Annotated in this window: 9 protein-coding genes; 6 read left to right on the forward strand and 3 right to left on the reverse strand. The window is 58.5% G+C overall.

The window, feature by feature from the left end:
* Positions 1-143 precede the first annotated feature (143 nt).
* The gene (locus tag HALNA_RS00185) at positions 144-1,730 is read left to right on the forward strand and encodes an ATP-binding protein (RefSeq protein WP_049934183.1); all 1,587 of its coding nucleotides are present in this window, start codon (positions 144-146) and stop codon (positions 1,728-1,730) included.
* A gap of 115 nt (positions 1,731-1,845) precedes the next feature.
* On the opposite strand, the gene HALNA_RS00190 is transcribed toward HALNA_RS00185, so the two are convergent.
* Positions 1,846-2,256, reverse strand: a complete 411-nt coding sequence (locus HALNA_RS00190; protein WP_049934569.1) for a helix-turn-helix domain-containing protein — start codon at positions 2,254-2,256, stop codon at positions 1,846-1,848.
* 119 nt (positions 2,257-2,375) lie between these two features.
* Here HALNA_RS00190 and HALNA_RS00195 point away from each other — a divergent pair, with 119 nt between their 5' ends.
* Positions 2,376-2,954, forward strand: a complete 579-nt coding sequence (locus HALNA_RS00195) for a hypothetical protein (RefSeq protein WP_049934184.1) — start codon at positions 2,376-2,378, stop codon at positions 2,952-2,954.
* Between the two features lie 317 nt (positions 2,955-3,271).
* A complete protein-coding gene (locus tag HALNA_RS00200; protein ID WP_049934186.1) occupies positions 3,272-3,649 on the forward strand; it encodes a hypothetical protein in 378 nt (125 codons plus the stop codon).
* 627 nt (positions 3,650-4,276) lie between these two features.
* On the opposite strand, the gene HALNA_RS00205 is transcribed toward HALNA_RS00200, so the two are convergent.
* Positions 4,277-5,746, reverse strand: coding sequence for an orc1/cdc6 family replication initiation protein (locus HALNA_RS00205; protein ID WP_394324582.1), 1,470 nt, complete (start codon positions 5,744-5,746; stop codon positions 4,277-4,279).
* A gap of 434 nt (positions 5,747-6,180) precedes the next feature.
* Here HALNA_RS00205 and HALNA_RS00210 point away from each other — a divergent pair, with 434 nt between their 5' ends.
* Genes HALNA_RS00210 through HALNA_RS00220 form a run of 3 tightly spaced genes read left to right on the forward strand, consistent with a single transcriptional unit; the run spans position 6,181 to position 14,054 of the window.
* The gene (locus HALNA_RS00210) at positions 6,181-9,474 is read left to right on the forward strand and encodes a PD-(D/E)XK nuclease family protein (protein WP_049934188.1); all 3,294 of its coding nucleotides are present in this window, start codon (positions 6,181-6,183) and stop codon (positions 9,472-9,474) included.
* A complete protein-coding gene (locus tag HALNA_RS00215) occupies positions 9,474-13,265 on the forward strand; it encodes a UvrD-helicase domain-containing protein (RefSeq protein ID WP_049934189.1) in 3,792 nt (1,263 codons plus the stop codon). Before HALNA_RS00210 ends, HALNA_RS00215 begins: the two co-directional genes overlap by 1 nt.
* A 3-nt stretch (positions 13,266-13,268) precedes the next feature.
* Positions 13,269-14,054, forward strand: coding sequence for a hypothetical protein (locus tag HALNA_RS00220; RefSeq protein ID WP_049934191.1), 786 nt, complete (start codon positions 13,269-13,271; stop codon positions 14,052-14,054).
* A 53-nt stretch (positions 14,055-14,107) separates the two neighbouring features.
* Here the strand turns inward: HALNA_RS00220 and HALNA_RS00225 are convergent, their stop codons facing one another.
* Entirely contained in the window at positions 14,108-18,037 is a 3,930-nt protein-coding gene (locus tag HALNA_RS00225) for a helicase-related protein (RefSeq protein WP_049934192.1), read from the reverse strand.
* Positions 18,038-18,123 lie beyond the last annotated feature (86 nt).

Consider the following 18,123-nt stretch of genomic DNA (forward strand, 5'->3'; position numbering starts at 1 on the left):
TTGTGAACGCATCTGTTGATGCCGTTCTCAGTGGCCGTATAGACACGCCGCGGCCCATATGAGCCCCGAACTCCGGCGCGAAATAATCGCGCAAATCGCTGCGTCCGCCCACACGGGTCTCCTGAGACTGATTACGTGATCCGATGAGTATTCTCGAAATTGCTATCAGCGTCGCCGGGTTTCTCGGTCTCTTCGCGGTCGTCGAGTACGCGACCTACCGTATCATGGAGCGGGAACACGAAAAGCGTGGTATCTACCGACTGTTCTTCATGCTCGGTTGGACGACATTAGCCCTCCTCCACATGTGGGTAGTCGCACCCCTGCTGAATTTACCGCCGACTGCAGTCGTTGGACTAGGCCTTGGAATTCTAGCGATACATATCGGAGGCGATTTGCGAATCCCTGTTCTGAAAACCATCGGCGTGATCGGTCTATATCCATTCGCGTTGGTCTACCAATTCTTTGTTATACTGTTGTTGATCGCTGAGGGAATCACATTTGTCGCCACCCTCATCACGATCCCACAACTGAACTTCCTCTCAGGGATTGGTCCGAGTGATCCACAAATACAAGCAGCACTCGGACTGGGGATTGCTGCCTCTCTCGTCGCCGTGCTCTACTATGATCCTCAGGGTGAGAACGGTTACTACTACGCCGCTGGACGTCACCTACCCAGTCCGTCCATAGATTCTGAAGGAATCAAGGAGATGGTACAAGAGAATCAACGTAGCACGAGCAATTCGTCTGAACAAGGAGTGGATACGTATACATCAAAAGGCGATTCCCCTGGTGATCACCATTCAGAAACCTCACGAGCACCGGCAATGCCACCCGATAATCAAGAATTCGAATACAACTGGACTCGCTCGGACATCAGCTTCGACGACGTCGCTGGGTACTACGAGGTGAAGGAACGACTCGCTGAAGAGGTCCTCCAGCCGGTCCATGCAGCGGCACGCGGTGACGACCGATACGATCGGTTCGGGATCGAGCCGTCGCGAGGAATTCTCTTCTACGGACCTCCAGGAACGGGTAAAACCATGTTCGCCCGGGCCCTTGCTGGCGAACTCGATATCCCATTCGTCGAGCTAGGGCCGGCAGACGTGACCAGTAAGTGGATTAACGAGGGACCTCAGCGGATTCGCCAACTCTTCGAAGAAGCCGACTCAATCGGTCCCTGCGTGATCTTTCTCGACGAGGCCGAACACCTCTTTGGTGGTCGCGATGTCGGCGCCGGGGGAGCGCACGCTGAAGACAGAAAGATCACTAGCGAGCTGCTCGTTCATCTCACCGACGACAATCGAACGGCCATCGTCGTCGGCGCAACCAATCGGCCCGAAGACATCGATCCCGCAATTCTTCGCCCTGGTCGACTCGCGACACACGTCGAGATCGGTCTTCCGGGAGAGGAAAGCAGGCACGCGATTCTCCAGTCGAAATTGCGGGGGGTTCCGCATGATCTCACCGGTGACCAGTTGGCACAACTCGCGAGTCACACAGCCGGCCTCAGCGGTGCCGACATCGAGGAACTCGTCACAGAGGCCAAGCGCCGAGCTGCACGACGTGATGCGCGAACAGTCTCGGTTGAGGACTTCCCTACTCCCGAAGAACTCGATGCGATGGCGGAAGATATTCGCCCTGGACCGACCACTGGCGTCAATCGCTCGGATGAGGACGAATCCTTCTCGGAGAACGTATTCGACGACGACTCTACAGTCGGATTCCAGTAGGTGTCGGCAGCCGGTGTTCGGAAGCGATATTCATCCAAAGTTACCCCACAAAGTAGAAGAATCCGAAAGTAGTGGGGTAACTTTCTGTGTCGTCATCGTTGGATCGCCGAATCACTCACCGATCAGGACGCGGCGCGGTCTCGTAGCGCTCGATTTCGTCGGTCTTCTCGACTCGGTCGTAGATCTCCCGGAGGGTCTCCTCGGCACGCAGCAGCTTGTGATCCTCGAGGAATCGACGTCCATCATCGCTGAGTCCGTAGAACGTGTACGGCAGATCGTTCTGTCGCCGATCCTCGGGGAGTTCGACTTTTTCGACGATGCCCGCGTCGACGAGGCGCTGCAGATGTTGGCGGATCGTCGTCTGACTCCGGCTCGGGTTGACGTAGTCCAGTTCCTTCAGCGTCGGCAGCCCCGACGGATGCCCGAGGATGTCCTGGATGAGAGAGAACCGGGTCTCCTGGGTGACGACATTGAGTCGCTCGCGAACCGTGTCGAGGTCGCTCGTAGCCTCGTCGGGGGTGCTCATCACACGCATCTTCGAGGAGTACGGGCTAAAGCGTTTCGCCGAAATACGAATCGGTCTAAAGCGATACGCTGACTGTCTCGGTCAGCACACTGAAATCCCCTCGACGAGAGGCACGCCATATGAGCGAGGAGGCGGAGAAGATGGAGGACCTCGTTGAGCGCGCGGAGGCATACCTCCACGAGACCTCGCTCACTCCCGAGGAGTACGAGGCACTCAAGCAGAGTGTTGCCGAACTCTCGCCGATCTTCTCGGCCGACCGAGCGTATTTCGTCCTCGGCAGTTACGGCCAGCCGGAGATTCGCCGGCTCCGGCTCGTCAAAGACCGGCTGAACCGACGGCCCGACGCCTACGCGTTTCTGATGGTCGACATCCGCAGCGAGTGGGTCAACACGTATCTCAAGTTCCGCTTGCTCGCGGATTACACCGACTACATCGTTGGCGTCGCTGAACACGGACGAGGCGGCTTCCTCGTCGAACAGGGCTACTTCACTGCCCTCGAGGAGTACTTCGCAAAAACGCACGTCTGCAAGCGCGAGTACGACGGCCTCGACCCCGACGACGTCGAGACTGGCGTCGACGTCGAAAACCCGTATAGCGGGATGCAGACGGCAATCTTCGAGATGCTCGAGGACCAGGGCCGACTCTATCAGTGGACCACCGAGGAAGACCTCGTCGAGTGTGTCGAAAACATCCCCTGAGGTGGAAGCTAACCGAAACTAGCAGTACTGGCCAGAGTTACCCCACACGGTACATCGATTGTGTCGCGTGGGGTAACGTTAACTCTCAAACCGCCCTGATTACGTCAGTCGATCCAACAGTCCCGTTCGACGAAGAGTGACGAAGTGCTTTCTGGAGATATCATCATCTTGTCCGATGTCGGCAAAGTCGAATACCGGATATTCCAGGCGTAACAAGGCGTATCAAGCTGTCTTACACTTCGATGACGGGGGGTGAACATCGTCAAACCTCAAAGTTACCCCACAGATTGATATGACGCGCCGTTCGTGGGGTAACTATGAGCGAGGACATCCCAGAGAAACCACCTGCACCAGAGTTGCCGAAGTATCTTCGCGAACCACTCGAGAACCAATCTCCGGAACGGCTGGAGGCAATCGCGACGTACGCGGCTGATCTGGCGGAATGGAAACGTCGACAGCGACAACAAGAACTCGAGCGTCGACGAGCCGAGGAAGAAGTCGATGAGGAGGACCTCGAGGAGCTGGACGAGCGCGAGATCTCGACGGATCCGGACGATTACGAAGACGTCCCGACGAGTGGAGCATATATCACGGTGAAGGAGACGAAACCTGGGTATCGCTACTTTTACTGGCAGTGGCGTGAGGGCGATTCCTGGAAGAACGAGTATATCGCCCCCGTGAATCCACGAGAGTAGCGAGCTATAACGAAGGACGTGGATATGACTCCTTGCCGATTACTCGGAACCCTCCCCCCCCGTCATCGATGTGTAAACTCTCGAGGGCGGGAGGGGGGTAGAGACGAGAACAGCCGAAAGAGGCCGGGAGCACCACGAACATGACAAAGAGACGCCGAGACAGAAGAATCAGCACATATCCCACGAGTGTCACTAGTCTGACGAAGTTTTATGTGCCACCCATCAGTACCGTAACCGCAATAGCGCTTACCACGAAGGTTCGGAGGAGTGAAACTCCGACGTACCGAGTGGGGAACAGCTTCCTCATCGTGATTGTTCTGATGCCTCTTCTCCGTGAGACCGTGGTTCTTATGGCTTCTCTGGTTAATCCGCGTCTTGCTCCTTGCCCTCTGTACCTTCCCTCTGGTGAGGATTTACACTTCGATGACGGGGGGAGGGGGTTCACGTCTTACCTGTATTCGAAGTTCGTCCGTGGATCGACCACCCGAGAACAATCTCGTCCAGCTTGATGGGTCCTGCCGTGATTCGAGCGCTATCGATGTGCAACTCCGGGAACAGAATCGGTTACACTTCGATGACGGGGGGTGACGTGTCCATAGAAACGGCGTCAAGACGGCGAAGGTGTTCCTACTTTTCGTGGAACTCGTTCAACTGAGCATTGACGACCGACTGAAGGAGCTCATCTTGGCCACTGATGGTTTCCAGTCTCGTGTCCTCGACGATTCGCTCCATAATCGCTGTTGGATCACCCGTGAACGTGAACTCCATGTACATCCCGCCACCACGTCCTCGGCTCTTCCTCGACGTCGAGATCAATCCGTAGGTGGAGAGCTCCTTCACGTACTTGACGTAGGTTTCACGAGTCATTTGATCCGCATCGAGTTCGTCCGTGACCCACTGATAGACTTTGAACCCAACTGGACTCGGAACTGAACTTCCCGAGCGCCTGGAGTGTCGGGCGACAGCTGCTGTCGCATACAGGGATATCTTCTTCTGGGTCGTCAACCCCTCGACGAGTTTTAGTGATCGGTCCTTGTCGATCTCCTCCTGCGATTCACGGACGTGTTCCTCGCGAACTTCTTCATCCCCGCGTTCGTCAGCAAGATCACCAGCACCGCGGAACAGATCGATGGCCTTCCGAGCATCTCCGTGGCTTTGCGCTGCGAACGCCGCCACCAGAGGAATCACGTCATCTTCGAGTGCATCTAGCCGGAAGGCGTCCCGACGATTTTTGAGGATCTGGCGCAACTGGTTGGCGTCGTAATCGGGGAAGTAGACGTCTCGAGGATTGAACGAGCTCTCTGCACGTCCATCGATGTTCTCCATGAATTTCGGATCGTTCGTCAACGCCGCAACTGAGACCCGCCCCTCGATTTCGTTCGTATTGCTCGCACGGGAGAGCTGGTAGAGTAGTTTCGAGTAGGCTGGTTCGTCATTTGCACGTCGGCCGACCAAGAGGTCGATCTCGTCGATGATGAAAATGACTGAGTCATAATTCTCGTTGATGAGCTCGTACAGACGACGGTACTTGCGTTTGGTCGACACTCCCGTCTCAGGAACGCCGACCTCTGCGTCCACGTTCTTCGCGACGGTTTGAACGAGTTCGTAGACCGCTTGGTCGAGCGTATTGATCGGTTGGCAATTGATCGAGATGACGCCGAAGCGCTCCCCCTTCGACTTACAGAGATCGATGATTTGCTCCGTAACAGCTCCAATGATGAGGGATTTTCCAGTGCCTGCTGGACCATACAACAGCATGTTCGGCGGCCGATTCCCCTGCAGGGTGGGTTTCAGGAACGAGACGACGGATTCGAGCTGGTCATCGCGACCAACAATCCGCTCTTCGTCGATGATCGTATCCGGTTCGACGAGGTCTCTGTTGTCGAAAACCGACGCACCACCCTCCTCATCCAGCATATCGCGGATGGAGCGTTGCGAGTTCTCCGTTGAATCTACTTCATCGCGTGCTGAAGCGGAGTTATCGGTGGCGTCCGCTTTGGCGGCTTCGGTTTCGGTTTCGGTTTCTGCCGCCTGAGAACGTGTTTCTTCTTTTGCAAGGGTAGATTGATCGGTCCCACCCTGATCGCTACCGGTCATACGCTTGCTGCATCCTGAAGGCATAAAAAGATTCACCACCGTCGATGTCTATACTGCCGCTAAGACGATTCTATTCCTTGCATTCAACGTCTTTGCTTCTACCGCCTCAGAACCGACGACGAAGTGCTATTCAGCAACTCATCGTCGGAGACCCCCCCGTCGTCGATGTGTAAGCCGTTCGTCTGACGCCCCGTCATCGAAGTGTAAATCGTGCTCGATCACACCCCCCGTCATCGATGTGTAACGCCGCAGTCTTGCCATTAGATCTTACAATCAGTAGAAATTGAATGATTGGCTACTCTTCATCAACGTGCCAGCGTCGCTCTCGCGTGTGGAATGAACACGGTCCGGTTATGATTTGATGAGAGGGCCGCTTCCATCATGATATCTTCAGGTAGCATTATGTGGTAAAGCCGACACACTCCTCAGAAGGAATGTCTCGGCTTCTCTGTGGCCCGGATGCTGTTGCGGTCGATCGGGCAGCGCTCAACTGGGCCGCGACCCAATCGGGAGAAAATCCCGAAAGCGTCCTCTACATCGCGAATCAACCTCATCGCCTCCCAGAAATCGAAACGCAGTGGGAAGACATCGGTCGCCCGCTTGAACTCACTGCGCTCACACTTGATGAGTTCGTCGACCGGTGTTACGACCGCGAAGCGATCGGCGGTACTGCTTCGCGGATGGACCAGCCAACCCGCCTCCGACTCGTCGAACAGTCTCTCTCAGACTTATCCGCCAAGTGGTCGCTCATGGAGGGGGACGGACTGCCTCCGACCGGTCTCGTCGAGCAGATGGAGGACCTCCTGAGCCTTGTCGAATTCGCCGGACTACTCTCACCAGAAGCCGTCCGCGACCGCCTGAGCGACGAAGGACTGGTCAATCTGAGCGCCGAACTCGAGGCCATCACCAAGCGGTTCTACGATGGACGCGAGGGACTTCCCGATGGTTCAGCTACGACTCTCTGGGCTGAGCGGTACCGACGGGTGGCGAATTCCAATCCTGCTCAGTGCTTCCCACACACTGACGCCGTCATCATCGGTGGGTTCGACACGTTCTCTGTCCTCGCATCGCGTGTAGTCGAGACGATCACGGAAACTTGGCCGACAGTCGCGACCTTCTCCCGGTTGACCGGAACGGACTCTCCGGGCGGTGTCGACGTCGCAACGGCCCCTGCATGGGAGTTCTTCGTCAACGACCTCGAATTCGAAACAGATGCAATCACAGCCCGTGAGTCTCGCCCACCCGCGAATCGACGGTTAGCGTCGGCACCCTTCCGTCCTGATGCCACCACACTCTCCCTTGACGAGACGACTGTCGAGACTGTCGTCCCGTCATCGCGTCCAGGAGAAGTACGGTATACGGGACGGCAGGTACAGGAACTCTTGGGTGACGGCGTTGATCCGAACGATATCGGCGTTATCGTGACCGCGCCATCGGCGTACGCCCATCGTCTCGCCGGTGAGTTCTCTGCGCGATCCGTTCCATACGCTGTTGCTCGGGACTACGATCTCGATGGAACGTCGGTCGGAGCTGCTCTCCTGACCGCGCTGGAGCTGCTCGACGAGACAGAGATCACTGATGACCTTCGCAGCCTCCTCGATAACCCACTCGTAGAGCCGGTGCTGCCGGGTTGGGAGGATGTCGATAGCGAACAGGCACACGACGCGATCGCGGACGTGGAAGAACTCAGCGATGTCGAGGAGCCGTACCGAGTGGCTATCGACGAGCTTCTCGTCGAAGCAAAAACCGTGGCAGATGACGGGAGCATCGAAGCCTATCGCCACTTCGTTGAGTGCCTCGGAATCGAGGACACGGTAGAAGATCGAACGACGACCGGGTCGCAACGGGTCGTCTACCGCAGTGCCGAGCGAGTCCTTGACGCAGTCGAACGGACGGGAGACGGAGACGACCTCGAACGTGCTCGGCATGCACTCGGTGCCGTCTCCGTCACCGACGATCCAACAATTCGCGATGGGAGAGTCGAAGTCCTCGGAGCGGCGGAACTCGGGATGCGAACGTTCGACCACGTGTTCGTCCTCGGTCTGACAGCGTCTCACTTCCCGAGTTCAGCGAATCGACTCGCACTTGTGAACGCTGTAACAGACGCACATCCCGACTTTGCCGAAGCCGACCAAGCTCGACGGGCCGAGTACCGCATCGCAAGCCTCGTTGCCGCCGCTGAGACCGTCACGCTCTCGCGGCCGAAACAACAACTCGACGGGACAGCGTACATCGATGCTGGGATCCTGGCCGAGTTCCGTCGAATCACCGAAACGGTGCCACAGCGACGGGATGAGTTCGGCCACCTCGTCGGGCAGACCCCGACCGGTCGACGGGATAAAATCGGTGCGCGAGCTGACGCACAGCGAGCGTTCGCAACTGCTGGCGCTCGAGTCAGTCTAGACACACTCGGCGAGTACGCGGCTGCCGCGTCGTCAACGGGACTGTTCGTAGACACAGCGGGCAGCAGTGATCGACTCGATACAGAGGCAACACCAGGAGAGACAGCGATTGATGGCATTCGTACGGCAGCCGACCGTGGGTTAGCACGTCCATCAGAGAATACGGGCTGGCTCACTTCGGGGACCGCGCAGGGCCTCTCGTTCCACCTTGACCGACTCTCGCCGACGCAGGTAGAGCGATACGCCAGTTGCCCGTTCCGCTTCTACGCAAAGGAAGTACTCGGGCTAGAGGAAGAGGACCGAGACGAGGGACCAATCAATCGTGGGCACTACGTTCACGAGGTTCTGGAGCAGTTCTACACGGAACTTCGAGACGAGGTTGGGTCTCCGGTTTCGCTTGCCGGGTTCCATCAAGATGACCTGGAGACGCGACTCCTCCGTGTCGCGGTCGACGAACTCCAAGCCGTCGACGACGAGTTCGACGACCGCTGGCTCTTCGAACTACTGGCCGGTCTCGGTGATGCTGATCAAAACGAGTACTACAACCGGACCGCCGTCGATGGACGACCTGCGGGTATCCTCGTGCGGTTCCTCGAAGAAGAGCTCGCATTGTACGTCGACCCGGACAATCGGCTTCAGAACGGTCCATTGACGGCGGCACCGGCCTGGTTCGAGACCAAGCTCTCCTTCGAGGTGGACGGAACCACGATCCGCGGTGTTCTCGACCGTGGCGAAACGACGTCCGATGGGAGAGCTATCGTCCGCGACTACAAGACAGGATACACCTCCTCCGAACGCGACACGCTGGACGGACTGAGCTTCCAACTCCCGATTTATGCGAAGATGCTGGAGGCGAATGTCGACGAGGTTACCGAAGCCGTCGGAGGCGGGTACTACCGGCTCAAGGAACCCGGAAAGGTGAGCAGCACCGCTGGTCAAATCGGGTTCGTCGGTGATGACCCGAAGAACGCGAGCTGGCGCGGTAACTCATATCGTGACGGATACGGCGGGACACCGATGGTCTACCAGAGTTCGGACAAACCTAGCATCGAGACTCGAGCAGGCTTCCGAGAGTTCCTCGATGACGTCGTTCCGCAACGACTCAGCGATATCGTCTCCGGCATCGAAGCCGGAACGTTCCATCCGACGATCAACGACCCCGACGACGCCGGGTGTTCAAACTGTCCCTTCCGCGATGCCTGCGACGTCCGGTCGTACCGGCGCCAACTATTCATGGAAAACATGGAATCCGAGGGACGAGATGCGTACGTCCCACCGATTGCTCGCGGCGTAGAGTGGGCTCCTGCGGTTGAGGAGGGGAACTGATGCGCCGAGACGACCTCACTGACCAGCAGGACGACGCCGTCACAGCGTTCTCACAGAACTATCCACTCACGGCCGGTGCCGGGACCGGGAAGACGACGACGCTCTCGTTCCGGTATCTAGCGCTTCTGGAGGATCATCCCGACGCCATCCCCGAGAACGTTCTCGTGACGACGTTCACGCGACGGGCTGCGCGTGACCTCACAGAGACCGTCCGCGAACGCGTCTTGGACCGACTCGCCACCGCAGACGCCGACCACGAACGCTGGCGCGACGTTCTCAACGGGCTGGACGACGCATACGTCCACACGCTGCACGCATTCTGTCAGCGCATCCTGTCCGAACACGCGACCGCAGTCTCCGGACTCGCCCCCGGATTCGATACCCTCGACGATGTCGAAGCGAGTAGACTCCAGCGGGACATCGTCGACGAACTCATGGAAAAAGAACCCCGAGAGGTCGGGCTCCTGCTGGACGCGTTCTCGGAATACTCCCTCCGCGAGGTTCTCGAGGACCTGTTCGGTGAGCGCCCTGGCAGCGAAGCCTGGGCCGACGTCTGGAGTGCACCCGCTCGTACTGTCGACGACTATGTAACCTACGTCGAAGAGGAACTCCACCCCTTCCCCGCCGACGAGGTGGATGCACTCTGTGCCGACGAGGAACTCCGAGTGCTCGTAGAGGACCTCCAAGAACTCGTTGCCGACCTCGACGAGACTGACCCCGGCGGACGGACCGAGCGCGTCTGGACTGCAGTCAAACTCTTCGACGAGCCCGACGGACTAGACGCTCGGGATTCCGTTCGTGACCGCCGAGATCGGATCTACGACGTGTGTGACGAACTCACCAAGTCCGGGCACGACGAGTACGCGAACTACTCTCCGGTCAAAGGGGACTGGAGCGGGACCGACGAAGACGCCGACCGTATCGGAGGCATCGTCACCGAGATCGTTGAACGACTCGATGCGACACATCGGTCTGCGGAGGGTGACGGTCTCGACATGGCCGTCGACCGCGAGGGCGCGCCGTACTACTTCGCGTTAGCTCGTCTGTTCGATGAAGCTGCCCGCAGGTACGCCGACCGGAAACACGAGCGAAACGTACTGGATTACACCGATCTGGTCCAGCAGACACGTAACCTTCTCCACCCGGAGCGTGGGAACGACGCCGTTCGGGAATCGCTCGCTGACCAGTTCGACTTCGTCATGATCGACGAGGTTCAGGACACCGACCCGAACCAATGGGACATCGTTCAGTCACTCACCAGCCTCGCCGCCGATGACACGGCGTACAGCGCGCAGAACGTCTTCGCGGTCGGCGACGAGAAACAGTCGATCTACCGCTTCCGGAACGCCGACGTCGCTGTCTTCCAAGAAGCGCGGAGCGCACTCGTCGGCGCGAACGGGAGCGAGAACACCGCAACGACAGGCGGAGGAGACGATGTTGTCGGGTACCAGCTTCAGGACAACTTCCGAACACTCCCACCGCTACTCCGGTTTCTGAATAGTCTCTTCGAGGATGTCTTCGACGACGACGCGGACGACGCCTTCGAGGCAGCACCACAGCCTCTCCGTCCCCGACGAGACAATCCTCACGACGTAACGCCGACGATGGAGTACTTGTTCGTTCCTGACAACGACCTCCGACCGAACGTCCTCGCTCCTGATCACCCGCTGAACGACGCACCCCCCTCCGCGCGACGGTGGGCGGAAGCTCAGTCCGTGGCAGCGCGCGCTACGCGCCTCGTCGACGACGAGACACGGGTCTACGAGCCTGATTCGGACGACGGCCCGGAAAGTCGGCCGGTGACGTACGACGATATTGCGGTCATCATCCGGAAGCGAACCCATCTCGACGAGTTCAAGCGTGCGTTCGACGATCACGAGGTTCCCTATACCGTCGTTCAGGGAGAGGGATACTTCGAGACGCCAGAGGTTCGGACCCTCACGAACCTGTTCCGCGTCCTCGCCGACCCAACCGACGACATCCGCCTGTTCGGACTGCTTCGCTCCCCGATGTTCGGCTTCACTGATGACGAACTCGCCCCAGTCGTGGAGGGTGGCAACGTCTGGGCGTCACTCAGTGAAACGGACGACACCGCGCTTAGGCGCGGTCATTCTTTGCTCGCCGAGTTGCGAACGCTCGCCGGTGCCTCTGAGGACGCCGCCGGTCCCCAGGTTGACTCGTGGGCAGAACTCCTCGACATCGCGCTTGACGCGACCGGTTACCTTGTGAGTCTCAGTGCGGATGAACGGCCGCAACAGGCACTTGCCAACGTCGAACAGTTCGAAGAGTACCTGCGTGAAGCCGTCAGCGACGCCGGTAGTCTGCGCTCACTCGTCACGCGCCTTGACGAACCTCAAGAGTTCACCAACTACGACCCCGAAGCGGCGATCCCGGACGGCGAAACCGGCGTCCAGATACTCACTGTCCACGCCGCAAAAGGGGAAGAGTTCCCCGTCGTTATCGTACCCGGACTCAGTGACAAATTCAACACTGATCCACCACTTGCCGGCGGAACCGAGTTCGAAGACGTGAACGACCGCCCAGCACTCGGGCTCTCTGTTCCCGACAGCCATGACCCCTTCGACACTACTGACACCGTCGCGAAGAAAGGGATCCGGTCACGCCGTCTCGCCAAGCTCTGTGCCGAAGAGAAGCGAACCCTGTACGTCGCCTGTACGCGCGCTCGGGATCATCTCATTCTGGCCGGCACACACGGAACCGAAGACGACGAATCACTCACGACGCTGGAAGACCCGGAGACGGACGAACCCAAACGGTGGAGCGACTTCGTCCAGAAGTCACTGCTCGGTGACGAAGAGTTACTCGCCACTCTTGAGGCAAACGGGGAGGTGACCGGTCAGCTGCACGTTGATTCGCTCACTCGGAGCGAGGACCCCGAACAGGGTGGCCCCAGCTACTCGGTTCGGCTCCCACAGCAAGCAGTGATACAGGACGAGGACGTGGATGTCGAGGCTCCTCCCACGACTGTCGAAATACCGCAGCGACAGCCTGCCCCTATCCAGTATCGCCTCTCGCCGTTCCAAGTCGCGGACGTTCTGAGCGACAACCAAGACGGCGAACTGGTGTTCGACGAAGCGAACCGTATCGTCAATTACCGACGGGGAGCTGACGACGATACCGAGTGGGACGAAGAGGACGACACGCTTGCCGAAGAGGGGGACGGGTCGACCGGGCTGTCGGGTCGGTTCTTCGGCGAAGCGGTCCACCGAATCTGCGAACTCCAGCATCCTCCCGAGCGCTGGGCCGACATTATCCATGACGCGCTCAGGTCGATGGACTATGAGGGAGCGGTGACTGCAGACGACCGCGACCGCGTCGCTGAACACGCCCAACGTGCGAACGGCTACGTCCGTCATGTGGCTGACAGCGACGACGTCGTCTATCGCGAACTCGAAGCAAGCGTGGAACTGGCCCACGGTTCCATCTCCGGTATCATCGACTGCCTCGTACTTGGTGACGAGACAGCTACTGTGGTCGACTACAAGACCGGTCATGTCGACGAAACGAAACTGGAGCAGAAGACCGAATACTATCAACCACAACTCGAGGCGTACGCTCTGATGGTCGCGGCCTTCGACGACGACCGTCCGGTTACGACGAGCCTCTACTTCACCGAAATCGAAGCCGACACCGGCGTCGAATTCAGCACTGGGAGTGGCGACGGGTCGCTCGGAGAACTCAAATCCAGTCTAGACCGGCGACTTCGTGAGGAAATCGAATCGCAGACACAGGCAGAGTTCGACACAGAGGACAGGACGCCAGACCTCTGATCGATGACGTGGAGAGAGCAGTGGCCGGGTGAGCCACGCGGGACGGAGCTCGACGAGGGGGATGAAGAGGGCTCAGGTCCTTTCCGTATTGCTCTCAAGCCCTCTGCTTGTGAAGCCTCCCCAGAGATTGCGGCACTCCGAGAAGAGTCGGGGGAGGTACTTACGTACGAATCTGAAGGGGAAGCGGCGAAGATACTCGTCGACGACATCGATTGTCCCGGACTGCAATTCCAAGCAGCAGCTCCGAATGACCCCGCAGAGGTGGACGCATACTTAGTGAAGCTTCGCGATCCTGAACCGCCCTCAACGGAACGGGGACCCCCAGAAGACGGCTGGACGTTCAACATGCGGGCCCAGCAGGTCGGGGCACTCGCTGAAGCGCTGTTCCGCGCATACGGGTGGAATCCACCTCCAATCGTCGCCTACGCTGCGAAGGATCTGGGCATTGACCCCGAAGAGTTCCGGGTGCAGGTAAACCCAGCACCCGAGAGCGTCGGCCAGTTCGAGTTCAGTGGTGGCGACGGGAAGTGGATTCCAGACTTCGAGTTCGTCGTCCACCGCCGAACTGACGACCACCCATTCGGCTATGGAGGTCCGGTACTGAAGCGATACATCGCCGAAGTCAAACACGGTTCCACCAACTTCGAACGAAACCAGCGGGCACAGATGACCCAGTTGGCTCACAAGGGGGGACAATATTTGGACGTACTCATCATCCGTGTCAACCTCGAAGGTACTCCGCAGACGTACGATCTCACAATTCGGTCAGTCGCCGACGGACTCCAGTAATCGCGAGAGCCCTACCGAGTCGCCCCGTACTCCGCCATTTGAAGGTTATCTACTCAATCGGCGCTATACTGTTCGCGGTTCGCTACAAAATCGTCGTACCAATCGGACAGATTGCTCACCGAGGTTGCTCCTGTGACTGCCCCATCGTCTGAAACAACGCTGATGGTGCCATCTCTGCCCCAACCGCAGACGATTGGATGGGACGATTGCGAATCGGGTTCGGCGTATCTGATCAGTCTCTCTGAGTCATCCGAATTTCGCCTCCAAGTCTCGATGAGATGCTGCAACAGCGGATTTCCGGGTGCCAGATAGTGGAGCGACGGGAACTCCTCCGCACATTCGTCCGAGAACGTCACTGCGACCGTCTTTTCGTCCGGAGCAATCACGGAGGCCAGTGTTCCCTCTGTGTCTAACTCTGGGATAGACTCTATGTCGCTGACTTCCAGTCGGTACGTGCACTCTCCGAAGTCGAAGCCGTCCCCGTATTCGGTGTCCATCACATCCAGGCCGAGTTCGTCGACACTCGTGAATCGAATACCCGCATCTACGAGAGCTTCACTCCTCGTCAAGACCGACTCGAGAGATTGTACAGTGAACGGCCTCTCTGTGTCGTAGTCGTCAGCACCGACATCGAGGATATCTGGATGATTGAACGATTCCCAGGCATCGAGCTTCGCTTCGTCAATTACGTCTTGGGCGAGCGGTTCATCGATGTCGTCTAGTGATTCGCCGACATCGACTCTGTCGCTCTCTTCCTGCTTCTCAATCCGGTCAGAGAACTCCTGATCGGCTCGCTCAACCGCATCCCGGCTTTCGTCACGCTCCGTCTCTAGTGTCGCGGATCGAATCTGGCTGCTGACACCGGAGAGAATCGGTTGCATATCGCCAACAACGTTCTCGAAGAGGCCGATACGTGCGTCTAGTCGCTCGTAGATATCCGTCTCGACCGTGTCCTCGTAGCTGTAATTGAGAATCGTCACCTCGTCGTACCGCTGTCCGATACGGTCGATACGCCCGATACGCTGTTCGACCCGCATCGGATTCCACGGTAAGTCGTAGTTGATGAGTGCGCCACACTCCTGAAGGTTCAGTCCCTCACTCGCAGAGTCCGTACAGACGAGTATGTCCACTCTTCCATCGTCAGCCGCAAATTCGCGCTTCACACGCTCCTTCCCGACGTGTGTCCACGATCCAGAATCGCTATCGTACATCTCTCCGCCGCGGCCAGAGTAGGTCGCGACCGTCTCCCCGTGGATCGACACGAGGCTCTGACGGATGAAGTCCATCGTATCGGCGTACTGTGTGAAAATAATCGCCCGGTTGTGCCCCTCGTGGTCCAGCTCGTCGAGATCGTCGATGAGTTGACCGATTTTGGGGTCCTGGTCAATCTCCGCCAGTTCGTCGACGAACGACTCCAACTCCTCGATCTCCTGGTCTAAGAGATGAAGTCCCTCGTCAGTAACGTTAGGAATGATCTCAGCGAGGTCGGCATCTTCCAAGTCGCCCTCCAGTTCATCCAGCGCCTCGATGTCCTCAAGATCGTACTCGGAGAGTGTCTCCATCACCACCTGGCGAGAGCCACCCGAATCCGCCTCCTGAGCACGCTGTTTACCCTTCAGCACTGTCCGTTGGCCACGGAGCTTCTTGAGACGGTTCTGGAGACTCTGCGAAATCGCGTAGACGCTGCTTGTGAGTCGCTGACGATACGTCGTCATCACGAACCCAATCGCTCGGGATTCAGCCTCGTCAGACTGTTGTGCGAGTTTGTAGAACTTCCTCGTGTAGTCGTCGATGCGATCGTACACGCGGCGCGTTTCCTCCGTCAGCTCGATCTTGTGCTGTTCGGGATTCCGGTCGGGAACCGTGGCGTCGAGGAGCCCCACACGTTCGTACTTGCGAAGGGTGTCGCGGGTATTCCGATGGATGAGCGCATCGACAGGGGTCGACTCTCCGAGGACCTCCTGTACGACCTTCCAGCCCGGTTCCGAGAGTTCGTCGAGCGCTGCAAGTCGCTCGCTTCGCGAGAACGTCAGCCACTCCTCATCCGCTTTCCACGAGGGATACAGGAGGTATTTCAGCTTCTCGTCCTCTTTGGCGTCGAATGGGTCGACATCGTGCTCGTCCATCGCGGATTCGAACGCATCGATGTACCCATCGTAGTGCTCGCCGTAGTCGCTGGCGAGGTCACAGGCTCGAAGTACGCGTTGCTTGGCGATAGACCGGGCCTGCTGGTCGTCTCCTACGTCTAGTTCGGTGCCAACAGCATCGAACACGCGGTCGGAGAGGCTCCGTTCGCCCGGGAGCCGGTCTTGATACCGACTTTCGGTGAGCGTCGCCTGTGCGGACCACGACTCGTCGTCTGCAGTGCGATTCCCAGCTAACTCCTTGTCAAGCGCTTTCGTGAGCGCACGGCGGGTCTCGAAGAACTCGACGAACTCGTCTTGATTGTCCCACTCACCAGGGAGGTCGAGCAAGGACATCAGATCGTAGAGTTCGCCTGCATGAAGTTGCATGGGTGTCGCGGTGAGGAGATAGTACGCCTGTGTGTGGTCGCGAAGGCGTTCCAGCATCGAGTAGAAGCTGCTCCCCTTGCGTCCGTTGTGAGCCTCGTCGACGATGACGGCGTCCCAGACACCGTCTCGGTTGGACGTCTGTCGGCCACGACAACTCGCAAGCACGTCGTCTCGCGTTCGCGTCTGGCCACCATCCTTGGGTGCTACCTGATCCCATCGATCCTGCAGTCGTGCAGTATGCCAGGACATGATGACGATCGCGGGATCGGTGTTATCGTCACTCTCCTGCTGTTCGTGCAGGAACCGCCAGATGGGGCTTTCCACCCAGGCCTGTTCTCGTTCCTGTCCTCGGAGGTCAAGTTCGGATGCCCCGGGCGGAGCATGTTCGCGCCCGAACGCATCGATGAATGCGTACTCGTAGTTGCTCCCTCGCTCGTACCGGTAGGTGTTCAGATTGAACTTCTCCCACATCTCCTCCTGCCACTGAACAGTGAGGCTCGCTGGGACGAGCAGTAGCCCCGTCTCGAGCTCGTCAGTCAGCCCAAGGCGTGAGAGTGTCAGGCCAGCTTCGATGGTCTTCCCGAGGCCGACCTCGTCACAAAGCAGGAAGCTATTCGGATAGGTGTTGACCAGTGTGTCGGAGACGACGCGCTGGTGGGGCCAGGGCGTAATCGTGCTGCCTTCCTCGGCAAGTGCGAGCCCTCCGGGGGAAAGATGCCCGTCGGCGATGATGTTCGCCTTGTCGCGCTCTGTCGGTGGTGCCTCACCTCGGGCGATCTGAATCGCTTCCTCGAGTTTCGTTTGCGAGTCTGGATCCTTCCAGTCGATGAGCTCTTTCTCGATGGCCTCGGGGAGGTCGTACACCTCCACGTAGGGATGCTCGTTCTCCCAGAGCCGGTCGAAGGTATCGATGTCGCCGTCGACGTAGGTCGACTGCTGGTCGACCCACGAGCGGTGGACTTTGAACCGTTCGTAGTTGTTCTTCCACCCGCCGACGGTCTCGTTCACGCTTCCTTCGAACGAGAGTGCGTTCCCATCGTCGTCATGGAAGATGCCCATCTTCGGATGGAAGATGCGCCAGGAACCTTCGCGGGGAACGGCGACCTTGATGTGTAGACGCCCCTCGCGAAGGAGTCGGGCGAGGAGCTGAAGCTGTGCGTCTAGTTGTTCGTCTTCCAGTTCTTCCAGTGAGTCGGTCAGCTCGTCAGTGAGTGCCTCGAAGACCGGGCGGTCGGTGGAGTAGAGCTCGGTACCGACGACGAGCCGCATCTCGCCGTCGTTCTCGAGGAGGGCGTCGATTCCTCGGGACGCGACCGCGAGTGCGCTGCTAGAAAAGTAGCCAGCGATTCGATCATATCGAATCGACCGTTCAAGTGCAGGGACATAGAATTCATCGACGAGATACGAACTGGAGCCCCCCGGCTGGCTCTCGTATATCGAGCGCCATGTCTCGTTTGTAAGATCAGCCATCCATCGAGTTAGTTCCGGTTATCGAGGTGCTCACTTAATTCTCTGGCTATGGATGGCGTTAGTACTGCCCCACGCACTCAGTGCCG

Source organism: Haloplanus natans DSM 17983 (assembly GCF_000427685.1).
GTDB lineage: Archaea > Halobacteriota > Halobacteria > Halobacteriales > Haloferacaceae > Haloplanus > Haloplanus natans.